The organism is Brevibacillus sedimenti, from assembly GCF_020923495.1.
Lineage (GTDB): Bacteria > Bacillota > Bacilli > Brevibacillales > Brevibacillaceae > Brevibacillus > Brevibacillus aydinogluensis.
This window is the reverse complement of the sequence record NZ_CP064048.1, coordinates 130,346-147,234: the sequence shown is the minus strand read 5'-3', so window position 1 is coordinate 147,234 and position 16,889 is coordinate 130,346. Positions and strand designations below refer to the sequence as shown.

The following is a 16,889-nucleotide window of genomic DNA, read 5'->3' as shown; positions in this document are numbered from 1 at the left end:
AAATGATGAAGAAGAAACGGCCCTTTACAACCCCTTCAAACTGCCGACGGTCAATCCTTTTTTGGCTGCCGGGGCGGAAACGGCATGTGCGGCTCCCGGTGCTTTTCCGGCGTGTGCTGAACCGATTTGGGCCGCGGAAGCCTGCAGGTGATCCACCTGGTGAATGTCGTGCCCCTCGTCATGGTCGGTCAGGTCAGGACGGCGGTCGTCGTCGGAAAAGCGTTCGCTCAGCGCGGCAATGATCTCCTTGACGCGGAGGTAATCTTCCTGGGTCGCTTCGCGCATGCTGCTCAGGACACTGCGCGTCTCCTCGTCCTGAAACTCGTACAGGGAGAGTTCCAGGTGTTCGCGGAAGTTGTGCAGGCCGAACCGTTCCAGATTTATGTCGGAAAGCAGGCGGGAAAACTCCCGATCGCTGAGTTGTTTCGCCTTGTCCCCGTCGATGAGGGAGTCGAGGTAGGGAATCAGCTCGTTCAGGCGGCCGAGGCGCTGTTCTTCTTCCTCCAAGATGTGGTGATAGTACAGGCGGGTGTGTTCATCCTGCGCCGCGTCGATAATCGGCTGGATGATGCCCATGAAGCGCTCGATAAAGCCGCTGGTGCGGGTAAATATGGCGTGCAGTTGTGACATCTCTTGCACCCAACGCTACCTCCTCACTGGTAAGTGTCTTTTCATTATATCATATCGCTGGAAAAAGGCACCGGACAAGAACAATGCAGGATCGGTCTTAGTATTTCTGCTGACACAAAAATGTTACCTCGGAGAGTATTGTCAAAGCTAATTGGGAATGATAATATTTATCAATAATAGTGAGATTCATTATCAATTAGAAAACAAGCGAGACACAACATACAACGATTCAGCAAACCATTCAAGTAGGAGGGAATTACCATGTCGTCCATTCTCGTCATCGGCGGTGACCGCCTGGGCAATATCGTTGATTTTTTGCAAAATCAAGGATTTACCGAGATTCATCACGTGACCGGCCGGAAAAGCTCGCAAACCGGCGTGAAAATCCCGACCGGCGTCCACATGATTTTGGTGCTGACCGACTTCGTCAACCACAATCTGGCCAAGACGGTGAAAAATCAGGCAAAAGACCGGGAACTGCCGATTGTGTTCTGCAAACGTTCTTGTGCAGCCATTGCCAAGGCTCTTCTGCACGTGGCGTAAATACATAACCTCCTGAGTGGGCAGACTACATTTCGAGTCTGACAACAAACGGAGGAATGGCACGTGAAACAGAACCGGCTCGACGAACTGCCGATTGCCCGCTTGACAGAGGCCCAGCTTCAGCAGTTGAAGCAGGCGGAACAACAGATCAATGAACAGGGCAGCGGCGTGTATTTGATTGCCTTTGAAAAACAAGCCCCGTCACGGTAGACGGGGTTTTTTGTTGGGGGCGAGAGCCGGTGCGGCAAGTCAGCATCACCTGCGAGGCGGGAGGGGCTTAGCTTAGGTGAACACGAACTGTGCCAACCGCTCCTTCAGCGCGTCAATGCCGATGGCAAATCCGAGACATTGACTGGATTGAATAATGAACGCGTTTAGTCCGATCACTTCTCCGTTCAGATTGATCAGCGGACCGCCGCTGTTACCGGGGTTGATCGCCGCGTCTGTCTGAAAAATATCCTCGTACATCCGCCTGGCCACCTGCAGGCGCCGGTTTTTGGCACTGATGATGCCGGCCGTGACGGAGTTTTCCAGACCGAGCGGGGAACCGTCTGCTCCCGTAGGGGCAAACTGCCTCAGCGAAACGCGAGCAGCGTGAGGCGCACGGCCAGACCGGAGCCGGACGCTGACGGACACGTATCCGCTTCCAGACGGCGGAGCAGAATGTCGGCCAACTGCCGGCGCTCTTCCCGCGTGGCACTCTCCCAGATGGAGGACCAATCAGCCAGCATTTCCTGCCACTCGTCCGAAACGGCCGCAAGAGGGCGGCACTGCGCTGCGGCCAGCGCCTCCTGTTCCGCCTGTTTCAGCTCTCCCAGCTTGGCGCGGTACTCTCCCAGTGTGATGAGCCCTTCGGCATAGGCGTCTTCCCAGCGTTTCCGCCTTTGCCGGCATTTTTTCAGCAGCGCTTCCGCTGCCGCCATTTCCGTTTGAGCTGCCCCGGACGCGACAGCTTCGCGGCAGGCCGCACGCAGTTCCTCCCCGTAGCGGTGGAGGTGGCTGATCACTTCCCGGGCCAGCCGATCTTCGCGGATCGCGGCGGCCTGACACCCGCCCTTCTGCCTGTTTTTGCACAGGTAATAGTGGTGCGTGTAGCGTTTGCCGTTGGGTTTTTTGGTCCGGGCCGTCTTGCCGCGCATCGGTGAGCCGCAGCGGGAGCAGTACAGGAGGCCGGAAAAGATGAACGGCGAAGAGAGGACCCGGGGATGAAGAGACCGCCGCTCCGCAAGTCGCTGTTGGACGGCTGCAAACGTGGAGGCATCGACGATGGCCGGATGTGCCCGTTCGACGAGCATCCACTTTTCCGGCCGGTTGAGCCGCTGGCCGCCTTCTGCGTAGTTCCATCGCAGGGCTCCGTAGTATACCGGATTTTTCAACAGGCGGGTCACCGCGCCGGGGCTCCAGCGGGCACCGTGTTTACCGCGAAAGCCCTCATGGTTGGCCCATTCGGCAATCTGCCGGGGTGTCCATCCGGCCAGAAAATGCCGGAACATGCCGCGAACTGCCTCTCCCTCTGTCGGATGCACCACCAGCCGGCCGTCCTGCCATTCATAACCGTAGGGCGGGGGGCCGCCCGGCCGTTTTCGCTCCCTCACCATCTGCTCCATCCCCAGCTTCACTCGTTCCGCCAGGTTTTCCCGCTCCCATTGGGCCAGAGCCGCCACCAGCGTGATGAACAGCCGGCCGATTGCCGTCGTCGTGTCGTAGACTTCCGTGCAGCTTTTGAAGCGGACGCCGTACCGTTCAAACTGGCTCAGCAGCCGGTACAGATCCAGGACGGAGCGGGTCAGACGGTCCAGCCGGTACACCAGCACCACGTCGATCCGCCCCAGCCGCACGTCTGCCAGCATCCGCTGCAGCGCAGGCCGGCGCGTATCCTTGGCACTCTCGCCTTCGTCGGCGTAGATGTCCGCCAAGGTCCAGCCCTGGGAGCGAATGTAGGCGAGCAGCCGCTCCCGCTGGGCGGCCACGGAAAATCCCTCCTTGGCCTGTTCCTCCGTACTGACGCGAATGTAGACAGCCGTTCGCATCGAACCACCTTCCCTCATCGCGGATGGTAGAGTCTACAGCAGGGAAGCGGTGCATATGCCTGGACAGCCAAAAAAGCCCCGCCGACGTTCCTGGCGGGACTTTAGCGGGGCGCGGACAGCCGGTGCAGCCGACTATATCCACTTCTGGCCCCAAGCGTGAATCGATTCGATCACGGGGCGCAGATCTTTTCCTTTTTCCGTCAGATGGTATTCAATGCGGACGGGAGTTTCCGGAAACACCTTGCGTTCCAGAATGCCCAGTTCCTCCAGTTCTTTCAATCGTTCCGACAGCATTTTATCGCTCATGTGCGGCACCATTTCGCGGATGTCCTTGAAACGGACAGCCCCGAGCAGCAGCACATGGATGATCAGTCCGGTCCATCTCTTGCCGAGAATGTTCATGGCCCCTTCGTACTTCGGGCACATTTGCTCGCCAGCAAATTCTTGACCCACGTCGGTGTCACCTCTGCGAAACAGCTTATTGTGTTGTCCTTAATTGTAACATACATACTTGAGAAAGGTAAGTTGCATTCACTCCCAAGCGGCACTCGCCATTTAGTCCTCGGTTTGCCGCTATGGCGGCAGGCGGGGAACCAATGCTGATGACCCATTCGCCCACCTTCGTGTCGGCTGAACTGCCCAGCCGCAGCGGGGTCAGCTTGCAATCCGCGTCGATCTTGATAACAGCGTAGTCGCGAACGCGGTCGGTCAGCACCCGTTGTGCTTCAAACACCTTCCCGTTGTACAGTTTGACGTAGATGGTCCGCGATTTTCCTATCACGTGCTCACTGGTGAGAATGTATCCTTTGGGATGAAATATAAAACCGGAGCCGTAACTCCGCTCGGAGGGAAGTGGCGACTCGTCGGTGATCAGACTGCGGATCAGCGATTCCATTTTGTGCCCGTGGGGCGTATCCTCGGTCACAATGGAGACGACGCCTGCCTTGACGCGCTCCACAATCGGCACGAAAAAGTTGAGAGGATGTAAACTGCTGCTCACAGGGTACTTGACTTTGGTGTAATGGGACCATTTTTTACTTTTCACGGTATCTCCCCCCACAGCAGATAGGTATGTATCATCTTATGGCACAGCAGGGAGGAAGGGACGCCCAAATATTTACGAGATGGATATATCAATAATTTTAATTGATATAATAAAGAAATAGGATTGGTATAATCATAATAAAGGTCTTATAATACTTATATAGAATATTTCGAACATATAGCGCATTCGACAGTGCAGACAGCGTGTTGGAGGGATGTAGAGAGATGGATGTCAAAACAATTATTCTCGGGTTTTTGAGTTACACAGAGATGAGTGGGTACGATATCAAACAGGCGTTTTCCAACAGCATCGGCTTTTTCTATGACGCCAGCTTCGGTGCCATTTACCCGGCGCTCCGCAAGCTGGAGGACGAAGGATACGTAACCAAACGGGAAGTCATCCAGTCGGGCAAGCCGAACAAGATCCTCTACAGCATCACGGAGGCCGGTCGGGAGGCGTTTCGCAAGGAGATGCTGACTCCGATACTGCCGCCGGTGCTGCGGTCCGACATGCTGGTCAAAATCTTTTTCGGCAAGAGCCGCACGCCAGAGGAGCAAAGGGAACTGATGCAGGACTGTCTGGAGATGCAGCGGGACTTGCTCAAGCACACAAGACACTCGTACCAGGATCTGCAGCAGCACCTTGACGAGTACCAGCGATTCTGCTGGGAGTACACGATCCACCACCTGGAGACGACGATTGCGTTTTTGGAACAACACATGCCGGCTCTGCTGAAACAACAGACCGCCTGTCCCCTGTAGGGAACGGACGAGACTGTCCGGGCCGCAGCGAATTAAGAGAGCAGATAAAAAAGCGAAGGGATTTTGCGTCCCTTCGCTTTTTTGTGCGGCGATTGCATCGTTACTTCAGATTTTCCGGATTGAGGCATTCCAACTCCGGAACGACAAAGCGGCCGTCTTTGCGAATCAAGCGGTCGTCAAACCAGATTTCGCCGCCGCCCCACTCCGGACGCTGGATGCAGACCAGGTCCCAGTGGATGGACGACCTGTTGCCGTTGAACGCTTCATCGTAGGCTTGACCGGGTGTGAAGTGGAAGCTGCCGTCGATTTTTTCGTCAAACAGGATGTCTTTCATCGGGTTCTGGATGTACGGGTTGACCCCGATGGCAAATTCCCCGATGTAGCGCGCACCTTCGTCCGTATCGAACACTTCGTTGATCCGTTTGGTATCGTTGGCGGTCGCGTCGATGATTTTGCCGTCCTTGAAGGTCAGCTTGATGTTGTCAAACGTGAAGCCCTGGTACGGCGACGGCGTGTTGTAGCTGATGACGCCGTTGACGGAGTCGCGGACGGGAGCGGTGAACACTTCGCCATCCGGGATGTTGGACTGTCCGGAGCACTTGATCGCCGGAATGCCTTTGATGGAAAAGGTCAGATCGGTGCCCGGGCCGGTGATGCGCACTTTGTCCGTCTTTTCCATCAGCTCGACGAGGCTGTCCATTGCCTTGTCCATTTTGCCGTAATCCAGAGTGCAGACCTTGAAATAGAAGTCTTCGAAAGCATCGGTGCTCATGTTGGCCAACTGGGCCATGGACGCATTGGGGTAGCGCAGCACGACCCACTTGGTCTCCGGCACGCGCACGTCCAGTACGGGACGCAGCAGGAGCTTGTTGTAGAGCTGCATCTTGTCCCCCGGTACGTCGGACAGCTCGCTGATGTTGTCGCTGCCGCGAATGCCGATGTAGCAGTCCATTTGCTTCATGAAGGAAACTTCTGCATCGCGCATCACGCCCAACTGCGTCTCATTTGCGCCAAGCAGCAGTTCCCGTTGGATCGCTTGGTCGATCAACTGCACGTACGGGTTGCCGCCCGCCTCGTACACCTTGCGGATGACGGCGCGAACCAGTTCGCTTACCTCGCCGATCGCATAGATGAGAACGTTTTCATCGCGCTGGACGCGCGTCGAGTAGTTCACCAGCACATCGGCCAGTTTTTCGATACGGGGATCTTTCATTGCACAGACGTACCTCACTTTCCATTGCACTAGTATGTATTGTAAATATTGTACACAAATCGACGAGAAAAAAGCTACCCGTGGTCAGGGTAGCGTGCGTATGAAACGCGCTGTGCAGGATTCGGTGCTAATGTATATGCTATGATTGGCGCAGATGTGCGCTACCGTTTTAATTGTCGCAGGAACAACCAACGATCACCAGCAGGATGAACAGGATCAACACCAGAGTGAAATCGTCCAGGTCGCCGTTAAAGATGCTGCTCATCAAACATCCTCCTTTTGTTTGTTAAGCCTCTTGTGCTTACACCCATAACATATGGGTTTTCACACAGAGCCGTAACGGGCAAATGCCCATTTTTGGGAAGTATATTATTCTGAAAACATGGAAAAGCTAGAGGATACGTAAAGACTACGCGATATGAAAGGATGGCAGTTGTCATGCGCAGAGCTTTGCTTCACGAGGCTCCGACGATTTTGATCAGCGTCGGCGAGGATTTTAAATCGATCGTATGGAAGGCACAGTACGATATGGACTTTAACACGGAATGCCTGTTTTGCTTCTCCGAGCGAATCACCGGCTATCGCGTCGAGGACGAGCTGGGCCGTTCCGGAAAAGTGGCTGTCTGCCCGCATTGCGAGAAAGTGAACGCCATATACGCTTGATCGTCGGCAGTGTTGCCGAAGCGATGCCGCTTGGTGGCTGCGCCCGGCGGTTGATCCCTGTCCGGTCTTGTTCTTTCGTCCGGCGGGAGGTCAGCCGCCGGGCGTTTTTTTCTGCTTGGGAATGTCAATCCATCCACCAAGTACCACCTCGTTTTGGGCAGGATTGCAGAAAGAAGGCTCGAATACGTAGGGGGAGTACACAGATGCGGATAGAGGTGAACCCATGTACAAGAAATGCAGCCGCTGCGGAAGTGGCATGGAGCTCGTGCTGCGCAACGTCGTGTACCGCGGCCGCGTGAAAATCATGAACGTGCCGGTACACGTCTGCGAAAACGATGCTTGCAGCCATTCCCAGGTGGTGGACGTCATCAAAGCTGATCTGAAGAAACTGATGGAGGAATGGGGCCAACATCCGCAGCGCCAATCGATTAATTTTGAAGACGTGTCAGAACTTTCCCATTTGATGGTGCTCATCGCCAAAGAGAAAGAGGATGCGACTGTGCGAGAGGCGTTGCAGGAGCGGGTGAACGAATTGTTGGACCTGTTTTTGCTGGCCCGATCGCTGGGGACCAGAAATGGATGCACGAATTGCGACAGCGTTTGACGAAAATCATGGTCTAGGCGAACCGGGTTGTCCTCACGAAAGGACGGCTCTTTTTTCGCTGTGCCGTAAGAATTCTGCTGCATTTACGAGATATCGCCGCGCGCTGGCCTGCGGGCTGTATCGCACGGGAAACGTAGACTTCGCCGATGCGATTCCGTATACTGGTAGACGCATGCACCAGATGTGAGAGGAGCGATTCTTCGTGACGGAAGTACAACTGCACACGCTGGAGGAACTGGATCAATTCGTGTCGGGCGCGGGCAAACGGCTGCTGTTCAAGCACAGCACGATCTGCCCGATCAGCACGACCGCTTATGAAGAGTTTCAGGCGTTCCTCAGCGAACAGCAACTTCCCGCGGCGGTCATTCTCGTGCGCGAGGACCGTCCTGTCTCCAACGCGGTGGAGGAGCGCTTTGCCATCAAACACGAGTCCCCGCAGATTTTTCTGCTGGAGGACGGCCAGGTAAAATGGCACACCTCCCACTGGAAAATTACCAAGGACGCCATCCGCGAGGCTGTGCAAGGCTAGAGCGGATGCAGCGAACGGCGGGGGAGGGGCGAACGCAAGCGTCCGCCTGTCTTCGCTGTCGGCCTCGTCCCAGGGTGGCGCCGCGAATGTGAAACTGCACAAAAAAACGGGTGGGCTTGTAAGGGCCGCACCCGTTTTTTTGTGAGAGCAGACGGTTACTCCCAATACAGTTCCAGTTTGTCGCCGTTCTTTAACACCGTGTGGTACGAAGCCGGCTCCCCGTTGACGAGCGTCACCAGGCGAAAGTTGCCTTCGCCCGTCGGCTTTTCCAGCGGGACGTCGACATAGCGGAAAACGTCACTGAACAGGGGCGCGACGGGCTCGGCTGCCTTTACGGTAATCACCGCGCCGTCCCGGACGGGATCGTCCGCCTGTGCCGGTCGGCCGTCCACCGTGACGGATACGCCGCCCACAGGCAGCACGACAGGCTGACCGTTGAAGTGGACGGTGATCGTCTCCTGCCCCCACTCCTCGAGAGGAATGACGTCGCGGATGGCGGGAATCGTCAGTTCTTCCACCCGGAATGCCAGCTCATCGCCCTGCCGCACGCGATCGTCCAGTGCGGCCGGTTTGCCGTTTACCTCCACCCGGAGGTTGCGGGTTGGCAGGGTGTATGAGCGGCCGTTGACGCTGAACCGGAGGGGAGGCGGCGCTGCTTCGTCTCCGTCCGGGAGCAGCCCCGCTTCCCGCAGCACCTCTTCCACCGTGCCGGGCAGACGAATCTCCAGCTCACTGCGGTCGGCGAGAGGGGCGTCCAGCGGTTGCCGCACGCCGTTGACCAGGGCGATGGGGCCGAGTGACAGCGGCTGGCCGTTGCAGGTGAGCTCCAGCGTGTCCAGGCGGTCCAGCAGATCCAGCACCCGCGCCTCCGCTTCGCGGCCGTCCTGACCGGGCACGACGACGATCACATCGCCGTCCGCCACGGGGGCGTCCAGCCCCGACGCTTCCCCGTTTTTCTCGATGACGGGCGGGGTGCCGTGGCCGCCCGGAATGATTTTGATTCGGCCGTTTACGGTCAGCGACATCGCCATGCCGGGGCGGCCGTAGAGACGGCGGATGTCCATGCCGGCCGCAATCAGCGCGTCGCCGACCGTCATGTTGCGCAGGTCGAAGATGCGGATCGGCGCGTCGTTGACGGTGACGGTCACGTATTTGACCGGATGGCGGCGCGCCGCGACGGCGATGCCGACCGGTGTGACGAATTCCGGTCCGGTGATGTTTGGATGTTCGTCCACAAACTGCCGGATGGCATCTGCGCCCCGGACCGCGACGCGAGACGGCGGCAGCTTCAGCGCTTCCGCGACGCGTTCTGTCAGTCTAGGCGTCAGGCTGCCCCCGCCGATCAGCATCACGGCTTGCGGCGGCTTGCCGTTCAGTTCCAGGATTTTGTTTGCGATGTTGACAGCCAGGTGGCGGATGTCACTGTCGATGGCAGCTGCCACCTCGGCAGACGACAGGTTGTGCTCCATCCCGAGTATGTCGGTGAACGATACCGTTTCGCTGGAAGAGAGCGCCCGCTTCACTTCCTCTGCCATTGGGAAGTCGAGCAAAAAGGCGTTCATCAGGGCATCGGTAATCTCGTCCCCGGCTACCGGCACCATGCCGTAGGCGGTGATCGTCCCTTCCTCGGTCAGGGCCACGTCGGAAGTGCCGGCGCCAATGTCCACCAGCGCGATGTTCAACCTGCGCATGGTGACAGGGATCAGCACGTTGATCGCCGCGATCGGCTCCAGGGTCAGCGCCTGCATTTCCAGGTCACAGTGCTTCAGCGCAGCCAGCAGCGAGTCCACGACCACGCGGGGCAAAAACGTGGCGATCACCTCGACGCTGGCAGTGTCCCCGCGTTGGTGGAGCAGGTTGCCGATCAGTTCGCCGTCCAGGTAGTAGTTGACGACGCTGTATCCAACGCAGTAGTAGCGGGTGACGTCCCGTTCGTTCAGTTCATGGGCCAGTTGGGCCTGGGCTTCCTGAACGGCGGAAAACTCCAGGGCCAGCACGTCGTCGCGGGAGATGGTTGCGTGCGGGGCAATCGGCATCTCCATCCGCACCCGCCGCGTCCGCAGCGAACGGCCGGCCGCCGCCACAGCCACCCGTTTCAGTGAGCCGTGCGTTTCTTCCAACTGCTCCTTGACCTGCCGAATGACTTTGGCGACGGCGTCGACGTCGTGAATCTGTCCGTCCAGCATGGAGCGTTCGTCATGTTCACGGATGGCGCAGTCGATGATGCGGAACCGATCGCCCGAAGGCTCGACGATCAGCCCGATTACGCTGCGTGTCCCAATATCCAAAGCAAAGATCAGCTCATCCGAAGCTGTTTGCACAATGTCCGACAAAATCAGGTCACTCCTCATTCCATAGGAAAATCCGGGAAATCACTTCGGGAATGTTTTCGACTCGAAGTGCGGAGAATCCTGTCGAAACAGGCAATCTTCTCGACAAGAGGAAAAATTGCAAACGTTTTAAAACAAATTTGCAATTTACTTTCATGCTTTTTGGCGCTAAACTGCTGACAAGGGCAATTTGATTGATTATAATAACCCTAATTTATTGTGGTGAGAACAAAGAAGACGAGGAGAGTGGAGCGAAGATGGCACACGACCAAATCGAAACCATGCGCAAACAGATTGACGAGATCAACCTGCAGATTCTCGCATTGATCAACAAGCGGGCCGAACTCGTTCAGGAGCTGGGCAAAGAGAAAGTAAAGCAGGGCGTCAACCCCTTTGATCCGGAACGGGAGCGCCAAATGCTCACCCAGCTGGTGGAGAACAACAACGGTCCGTTCAGCGACAATACGATCCGCCATCTGTTCAAGCAAATTTTCCAGGCGTCGCTCGATCTGATGAAAGACGACAATAAAAAGGTTCTTTTGGTCAGCCGCAAAAAACAGCCGGAAGACACTGTGATCACGATCAAGGGCGTGGAGTTTGGCGGAGGCCGTCCGATCATGATCGCCGGCCCGTGCTCCGTGGAGAGCTACGAGCAGGTGCGCGCCGTGGCGGAGAATCACGTCAAGCGCGGTCTTCGCGTGCTGCGCGGAGGAGCGTACAAGCCGCGTACCTCGCCGTACGACTTCCAGGGCCTGGGCGTGGAAGGCCTGGAGATTCTCAAGCGGATCGGGGACGAATTCAACCTGGTGACGATCAGCGAAATCGTCAATCCCGCTGACCTGGAACTGGCCACCCGCTACATCGACGTCATTCAAATCGGGGCCCGCAACATGCAAAACTTTGAGCTGCTGAAAGCGGCCGGCCGGATCAACCACCCGATCCTGCTGAAGCGCGGGTTGTCGGCGACGATCGAAGAGTTCATCTACGCTGCGGAGTACATCCTGTCCGAGGGCAACAAGCAGGTGATGCTCTGCGAGCGCGGCATCCGCACCTACGAAAAAGCGACCCGCAACACGCTGGACATCTCTGCCGTGCCGCTGTTGAAACAGGAGACCCACCTGCCGGTATTCGTCGACGTCACTCACTCCACCGGTCGCCGCGATCTGCTCCTGCCTACGGCCAAGGCCGGTCTTGCTGTCGGCGCGGACGGCATCATGATCGAGGTGCACCCGGATCCGGACGTCGCTCTGTCCGACGCCAAGCAGCAGGTCAACATCCCGCAGTTCAACCACATCCTCGACGAACTGCTCGCATCCGGTCTGTACAAGGAAGCAACGCCAACGGTGCAGCGCTGATTCGTCCGTCTTGCATAAAATAAGTGTCCAGGGCTCTTCCGATCGGCGGGAGGGCCCTCTTCATTTGACGAAACACGTCCCAACCAGTAAGCTAAGCACAAGAGGACATGGCTGAAGGGAGCGAAAGCGGATGAGTGAACAGGAGCACTGCTGTGCGCCGGAGCGGTCCACGCCGCGGCCGGACAAGATCAAGAGCAATCTCATCTCCCGGCTGAACCGGGTGGAAGGACAAATTCGCGGCATCCGCGGCATGGTGGAAAAGGACGTGTACTGCGACGACATCCTGAATCAGATCGCGGCGGCTCAGTCGGCGCTGAATGCGGTGGGCAGAATGCTGCTGGAAGGGCACATGAAAAGCTGTGTCATCGACCGCATTCAACAGGGAGACAGCGAGGTTATTGACGAACTTTTGAAAACGATGAACAAACTGATGAGATGAGGGGCCGCTCGCCTGATAAACGATTGCAACCGGGCACGGCTTGTCGTATCATAAGTGCATACATTTATGAAAATGATCATGAAAACCATATTATGGGGAAAGTGAGGGTATGTGATGCCGGTTACTATCTATGATGTGGCACGAGAAGCGGGAGTTTCGATGGCGACGGTTTCCCGGGTTGTCAACGGAAACCCGAATGTCAAACCATTGACGCGAAAAAAAGTATTGGCTGCGATCGAACGTCTCGGATATCGGCCCAACGCAGTCGCGCGCGGATTAGCCAGCAAGAAAACAACGACGGTCGGTGTCATCATCCCGGACATCTCCAGTCTGTTTTTTTCCGAATTGGCACGCGGCATTGAAGATATCGCCACCATGTACAAGTACAACATCATCCTGTGCAACTCGGACCAGCGCATGGAAAAGGAATTGCAGTTGATCAACACACTGTTGGAAAAACAAGTGGACGGCCTTTTGTTCATGGGAGCGGAAATCAAGGAAGACCACTTGCAGGCGTTCACCAGCGCACAGGTGCCGATCGTTCTGGCGGCCACGCGTGATGCGGACAACACATTGCCGTCCGTCACCATCGACCATTTCCAGGCGGCTTACGACGCCACCAAGGCGCTGATCGAACACGGGCACAAGCGGATCGCGATGATCACCGGTCCGATCAATGACCCGCTGGGCGGTCTGATGCGCTACGAGGGCTACAAAAAGGCGCTGGCCGACGCCGGGATTTCGCATGACGAAAAATTGGTGGCCCACGGCAACTACTTCTACGAATCAGGGCTGCGTACGGCTGGGGAGTTTCTCAAGCTGTCCGACCCGCCGACCGCCATTTTTGCTGCCAGTGACGAAATGGCGATCGGGGCGATTCACGCCGTCCAGGATGCCGGCTTGAACGTACCGGGCGACATCGAAGTGATCGGGCACGACAACATCCGCCTGGTGGAAATGGTGCGGCCGCGGCTCACGTCGGTCGTCCAGCCGATGTACGACATCGGAGCAGTGGCGATGCGCCTGTTGACCAAGTACATGAACAACGAGCACGTGGAGGAGCACGTTGTGCTGCTGCCCCACCGTATTGAATACCGCGAAAGCACCCGGCCGCGAGAAATCTAAAGCGCCGAGAGGAACAAGTGTTTGACAGCAAGAGGAGCAGGAGGGAACGAAGCGATGCGCATTGGAATTATCGGCGCGATGGACGAGGAAATTGCGCTGTATCTGGAAGCGATGACCGGCACGGTCAGCACGGAGAAGGCGGGCATTGTCTACCACGAGGGAGAGATGGAGGGAACATCCGTCGTTCTCTGTAAATCGGGGGTGGGCAAGGTAAACGCCGCTGTCACCACGCAAATGCTGATCGATCAGTTCAAGGTGGACCGGATCATTTTCACCGGGGTGGCGGGAGCGGTGCACCCCGATCTGAACATCGGCGATCTTGTCGTCTCCACGGACTGCGTGCAGCACGACATTGACGTGACGGCACTGGGATTTGCCCCCGGCCAGATTCCGTATACCGAGCAATGGGTGTGGCAGGCCGACCCGGCGCTGCGGGAGCTGGCGATTGCGGCGGGCAAGGATCTGGAAGACGACGTGCAGGTCGCGAGCGGGCGAATTCTCTCCGGCGACCAGTTCGTCGCCAGCAGGGAAAAGGTCAAATGGCTCCGTGAGCAGTTTGACGCTCACTGCACAGAGATGGAAGGGGCAGCCGTCGGGCAGGTATGCGCCATGAACGGCGTGCCGTTTGTGATTGTTCGCTCCATGTCGGACAAGGCCGACGGTTCTGCACACGTCAACTTCGCGGAGTTTACCCGGTTGGCGTCGCAGCGTTCGTACGCGATCGTCAGCCGGATGCTGCGCGCGATGACGCCTGGCGTGATCGTGTACTCCACCAAAAACTGCATCGACTGCGACATGGTGAAACAGTGGCTGACCGCCAAAGGCGTCGCATTTGAAGTGCGGGACGTGATGACCAGCCGCGCCTACCAGGAAGAAGTGGAGCGCTTCGGATTCATGGGCGTGCCGGTGACGGTGGTCGGCGACAAAGCAGTCAAAGGCTTTCAGCCAGACGAGCTGGAAAAGCTGCTGAGCCGTTCATAGTGAAACACGCATGAAAAAACCGGTTTCTCGCGGGAGAGACCGGTTTTTCATATGGTGCGCCCTGCATGCCCTTCATACCGGCACGCCGGTTGTCCGCTCAGCTATCCGTTTCGATCGGCGCGTACATCAGCGCCCGTTCCAGCGTGATGCGGTTTTTCTCCGTGATCTCCGCCCGGCGGGGGATGGGCGGAAACGGATCGTCAAACAACCGGGTCGGCAGCTCCAGTTCGCTCAGCGGCTGCCAGCGGGAGCGCCACGCTTCCGGCAGCGGGCCGTCCGCGAGCGGCTGATCGGTCATCTCGCTCCAGAGCAATGTCCAGGCGCGGGGCACCACCCGCCAAATGTCATAGCCTCCGCCGCCCACGGCAATCCAGCGGCCTTGGCACCACTCGTGCGCCAGCCGATGAGCCAGCCGGGGAATTTCCTGATAGATGCGCATCGAACAGGAGAGGTGGGTAAGCGGATCGTAGGTGTGGGCGTCGCAGCCGTTTTGCGTCACGATCACATCCGGCTTGAAGCCGCGCGCCAATTTGGGAATCAACTCGTGGTAAATGTCCAAAAACGACTGATCTTCTGTAAACGCTTCCAGCGGGATGTTGACCGAATAGCCGTAGCCGCTGCCTTCTCCCCGTTCCGTCAGGCTGCCGGTGCCGGGAAAGAGGTATTTGCCGGTCTCGTGCAGGGAGACGGTGAGGACGTTGGGATCGTCATAAAAGGCCCACTGCACACCGTCCCCGTGATGGGCGTCGGTGTCGATATAGAGAATCCTGGCGTCCCAGTGCTGGCGCAAATAGGCGATGGCGACGGAGCAGTCGTTGTAGATGCAAAAACCGGATGCCCTCCCGCGAAAGGCGTGGTGCAGTCCGCCCGCTGGGTTGAAGGCATGCTCCGCCTGTCCGTTCATCACCGCGTCCACCGCCTGCAAGGTGCCGCCGACGATCAGCGCGGCGGCCTCGTGCATCTGCGGGAAGAAGGGGACGTCTTCGGTGCCAATCCCGTACCCGGCCGCCAGCGGCAGCTCGGTGTCACTTTCCCCCTGCTGCCGGACAAACTGGATGTAGCGCGGATCGTGGATCAGCGCCAGTTCCTCGTCGGTCGCCAGCCGCGGCGGCAGGATGTCGGCGTCGTTTATCAAACCGTAGGCGCTCATCAGATCGTAGGTCAGCAGCAACCGGCGCTGGTTGAACGGATGTTCGTCGTGAAAGTAGTAGCGGGTGTAATCGGCAGAGTAGATCAGACGAGCGTTCCGGCTCAACGCCCCTCCCCCCCTTCCCCGGGAGCGACGACCGCAAAGCCCTTGCTGCGCAGCAGTTCCATGACGGGGCGCGGGTCGATCGTCTGGACGCGGAAGACCAGATTCTTCCTGCCCGGCTGGTCCCCGGGGAAGACGACCACGCTGCAGACATTCACCTGGGCTTCGCGCATCACCTGGCTGACTTCCGCCAGCATGCCCACGCGGTCGTCTACCTCCACCTCAATGTGGGAGCTGGGTTTGTTCACGCCAAACAGTTCGATCAGGCTGTTGAACAGGTCTGATTCGGTGATGATGCCGACCAGCCGGTTTCCTTCCACGACCGGGAGCGATCCTACCTTGTGTTCGTAAATTTGCACTGCTGCGTCTTCGATAAAATCGAGCGGATGGGCGGTGATCACCTGGCGCTGCATGATGTCCGCCACCGGTTTTTGCAGGACAGTGTGATCGTCGTCGTGCGCAAGCAGCGTGGACGGGAGGGCATCGCGCAGGTCGCGGTCGGAGATGATTCCCACGAGACGCTCCTGGTCCACGACGGGCAGATGTCGAATGCGGTTGCCCCGCAGCAGTTTCAGTGCATCGCCGATACTGGTGGTGGGATGGACAGTGACGACCCGTCGGCGCATGATCTTCTCGATTCGCATGGGCAAAACTCCCCCTTTTTCCTGGCGCTCCAAATACTCCTAATAGAAATAGCGGTGTTGAAAGCGCATGGCGTCAAAAGCAGCAATGCTCTCCGGCGGGACCCGACTGCCGATTCGGGCCATCAGGCAGTTGGCCGGATGGGAGCAGATTTCCGGATCGTCCGTCGCCATCCAGACCATGCCGACGCTGCCCATTACCTTTTCCATCACTTTTCGGTACTGCCACACATCCAGCCCTGTTCCTTTCAGGTCCCAATGCCAGTAATATTCCGTCGTGATGACAATATAGTCTTCCATCGCGTCGTCCATAAAGGCCACCTGCAGCATCGTCTTGGCGACACTGCCGCCCCGGACGGCCTGGCTTACTTCGATTGCCCCCAGCTCGAGCAGGTCGGGGAGTTGGGCCTGCGACCAGCGCTCAAGCGGGTCGGGATAGAGAAACGTGACGTAGCCCAGCACCAGGTCCGCTTCCCGGGCTACGATGATCCGTCCCTCCGGCAGGGCGGCAATTTCCACAAGGGCCTTGTGCTGCTCTTCGGGGATGCGAAACGCCTTGAGCCCTTCGTCCAAGCGGAAGGAGGCGAGACGTTCCGGTTCGACGGGCCCCTCCACCAGCAGCCGCTTTCCGCCGGCGACGAGCTGCTGTGAATGATAGCGCTTGACGTGCTTCATTGACGCACCTCCTGGTTTAGAAAACAAGAGATGGCAGCAAAACCATCTCTTGTTCACCTCTCTATCCCTATCA

The 16,889-nt window shown here is 57.8% G+C and carries 21 protein-coding genes; 10 read left to right on the top strand and 11 right to left on the bottom strand.

All coding sequences use genetic code 11. The annotated features are described in order from the left end of the window. Positions 1–24 precede the first annotated feature (24 nt). The gene (locus IRT44_RS00840) at positions 25–639 is read right to left on the bottom strand and encodes an IMEF encapsulin system ferritin-like cargo protein (protein ID WP_171567341.1); all 615 of its coding nucleotides are present in this window, start codon (positions 637–639) and stop codon (positions 25–27) included. A gap of 252 nt (positions 640–891) precedes the next feature. Here IRT44_RS00840 and IRT44_RS00835 point away from each other — a divergent pair, with 252 nt between their 5' ends. Together IRT44_RS00835 and IRT44_RS00830 are read left to right on the top strand one after the other, a co-directional pair. Next, the gene (locus tag IRT44_RS00835; protein WP_171567340.1) at positions 892–1,173 is read left to right on the top strand and encodes a DUF2325 domain-containing protein; all 282 of its coding nucleotides are present in this window, start codon (positions 892–894) and stop codon (positions 1,171–1,173) included. Between the two features lie 63 nt (positions 1,174–1,236). After that, positions 1,237–1,383, top strand: coding sequence for a hypothetical protein (locus IRT44_RS00830; RefSeq protein WP_171567339.1), 147 nt, complete (start codon positions 1,237–1,239; stop codon positions 1,381–1,383). Between the two features lie 72 nt (positions 1,384–1,455). Here the strand turns inward: IRT44_RS00830 and IRT44_RS00825 are convergent, their stop codons facing one another. The 4 genes from IRT44_RS00825 to IRT44_RS00810 all read right to left on the bottom strand — a co-directional run bounded on the left by IRT44_RS00825 (position 1,456) and on the right by IRT44_RS00810 (position 4,248). Then, positions 1,456–1,809 carry a S1C family serine protease gene (locus IRT44_RS00825; RefSeq protein ID WP_304415196.1) on the bottom strand — a complete coding sequence of 118 codons (354 nt, stop codon included), beginning with the start codon at positions 1,807–1,809 and terminating at the stop codon, positions 1,456–1,458. Further along, positions 1,749–3,203, bottom strand: coding sequence for a recombinase family protein (locus tag IRT44_RS00820; protein ID WP_171567338.1), 1,455 nt, complete (start codon positions 3,201–3,203; stop codon positions 1,749–1,751). Before IRT44_RS00820 ends, IRT44_RS00825 begins: the two co-directional genes overlap by 61 nt. 132 nt (positions 3,204–3,335) lie before the next feature. Beyond that, on the bottom strand, positions 3,336–3,656 hold the full coding sequence (locus IRT44_RS00815) for a winged helix-turn-helix transcriptional regulator (RefSeq protein WP_304415198.1): 321 nt from the start codon (positions 3,654–3,656) through the stop codon (positions 3,336–3,338). 25 nt (positions 3,657–3,681) lie between these two features. Next, positions 3,682–4,248, bottom strand: a complete 567-nt coding sequence (locus IRT44_RS00810; protein WP_212133101.1) for a S1C family serine protease — start codon at positions 4,246–4,248, stop codon at positions 3,682–3,684. Positions 4,249–4,472: 224 nt separating this feature from the next. On the opposite strand from IRT44_RS00810, the gene IRT44_RS00805 reads away from it, so the two are divergent. After that, positions 4,473–5,009 (top strand): PadR family transcriptional regulator, encoded by a 537-nt coding sequence (locus IRT44_RS00805; protein ID WP_171567336.1) that lies wholly within the window; start codon positions 4,473–4,475, stop codon positions 5,007–5,009. Between the two features lie 100 nt (positions 5,010–5,109). On the opposite strand, the gene IRT44_RS00800 is transcribed toward IRT44_RS00805, so the two are convergent. Beyond that, positions 5,110–6,222, bottom strand: coding sequence for an aminopeptidase (locus IRT44_RS00800; RefSeq protein WP_171567335.1), 1,113 nt, complete (start codon positions 6,220–6,222; stop codon positions 5,110–5,112). Positions 6,223–6,391: 169 nt separating this feature from the next. Beyond that, positions 6,392–6,487 carry a YjcZ family sporulation protein gene (locus IRT44_RS00795; protein WP_029098693.1) on the bottom strand — a complete coding sequence of 32 codons (96 nt, stop codon included), beginning with the start codon at positions 6,485–6,487 and terminating at the stop codon, positions 6,392–6,394. A gap of 173 nt (positions 6,488–6,660) precedes the next feature. On the opposite strand from IRT44_RS00795, the gene IRT44_RS00790 reads away from it, so the two are divergent. From IRT44_RS00790 to ytxJ, 3 genes are all read left to right on the top strand, one after another. After that, positions 6,661–6,885 carry a hypothetical protein gene (locus IRT44_RS00790; RefSeq protein WP_171567334.1) on the top strand — a complete coding sequence of 75 codons (225 nt, stop codon included), beginning with the start codon at positions 6,661–6,663 and terminating at the stop codon, positions 6,883–6,885. Positions 6,886–7,108: 223 nt separating this feature from the next. Continuing rightward, a complete protein-coding gene (locus IRT44_RS00785; protein ID WP_230077272.1) occupies positions 7,109–7,489 on the top strand; it encodes a hypothetical protein in 381 nt (126 codons plus the stop codon). Positions 7,490–7,691: 202 nt separating this feature from the next. Then, positions 7,692–8,018: a bacillithiol system redox-active protein YtxJ gene (gene ytxJ / locus IRT44_RS00780; protein WP_212133100.1), complete on the top strand. Its 327-nt coding sequence runs from the start codon at positions 7,692–7,694 to the stop codon at positions 8,016–8,018. Between the two features lie 155 nt (positions 8,019–8,173). Here the strand turns inward: ytxJ and IRT44_RS00775 are convergent, their stop codons facing one another. After that, positions 8,174–10,351, bottom strand: a complete 2,178-nt coding sequence (locus IRT44_RS00775; protein ID WP_230077271.1) for a cell division protein FtsA — start codon at positions 10,349–10,351, stop codon at positions 8,174–8,176. Positions 10,352–10,605: 254 nt separating this feature from the next. Here IRT44_RS00775 and IRT44_RS00770 point away from each other — a divergent pair, with 254 nt between their 5' ends. The 4 genes from IRT44_RS00770 (at position 10,606) to IRT44_RS00755 (ending at position 14,248) form a co-directional block, all read left to right on the top strand. After that, positions 10,606–11,703, top strand: coding sequence for a bifunctional 3-deoxy-7-phosphoheptulonate synthase/chorismate mutase (locus IRT44_RS00770; RefSeq protein WP_171567330.1), 1,098 nt, complete (start codon positions 10,606–10,608; stop codon positions 11,701–11,703). A 130-nt stretch (positions 11,704–11,833) separates the two neighbouring features. Continuing rightward, a complete protein-coding gene (locus tag IRT44_RS00765; RefSeq protein ID WP_171567329.1) occupies positions 11,834–12,142 on the top strand; it encodes a metal-sensitive transcriptional regulator in 309 nt (102 codons plus the stop codon). A 114-nt stretch (positions 12,143–12,256) separates the two neighbouring features. Next, complete coding sequence (ccpA, locus tag IRT44_RS00760) at positions 12,257–13,267, top strand: catabolite control protein A (protein WP_171567328.1); 1,011 nt, start codon at positions 12,257–12,259, stop codon at positions 13,265–13,267. Between the two features lie 54 nt (positions 13,268–13,321). Continuing rightward, the gene (locus IRT44_RS00755) at positions 13,322–14,248 is read left to right on the top strand and encodes a 5'-methylthioadenosine/adenosylhomocysteine nucleosidase (protein ID WP_230077270.1); all 927 of its coding nucleotides are present in this window, start codon (positions 13,322–13,324) and stop codon (positions 14,246–14,248) included. 97 nt (positions 14,249–14,345) lie between these two features. Here the strand turns inward: IRT44_RS00755 and IRT44_RS00750 are convergent, their stop codons facing one another. The 3 genes from IRT44_RS00750 to IRT44_RS00740 are packed head-to-tail and all read right to left on the bottom strand — an operon-like array spanning position 14,346 to position 16,816. Then, positions 14,346–15,503 carry an acetoin utilization protein AcuC gene (locus IRT44_RS00750; protein ID WP_212133097.1) on the bottom strand — a complete coding sequence of 386 codons (1,158 nt, stop codon included), beginning with the start codon at positions 15,501–15,503 and terminating at the stop codon, positions 14,346–14,348. Beyond that, complete coding sequence (locus IRT44_RS00745) at positions 15,500–16,144, bottom strand: CBS and ACT domain-containing protein (RefSeq protein WP_171567325.1); 645 nt, start codon at positions 16,142–16,144, stop codon at positions 15,500–15,502. Before IRT44_RS00745 ends, IRT44_RS00750 begins: the two co-directional genes overlap by 4 nt. Before the next feature lie 39 nt (positions 16,145–16,183). Next, on the bottom strand, positions 16,184–16,816 hold the full coding sequence (locus IRT44_RS00740; protein WP_230077269.1) for an N-acetyltransferase: 633 nt from the start codon (positions 16,814–16,816) through the stop codon (positions 16,184–16,186). Positions 16,817–16,889: the final 73 nt, after the last annotated feature.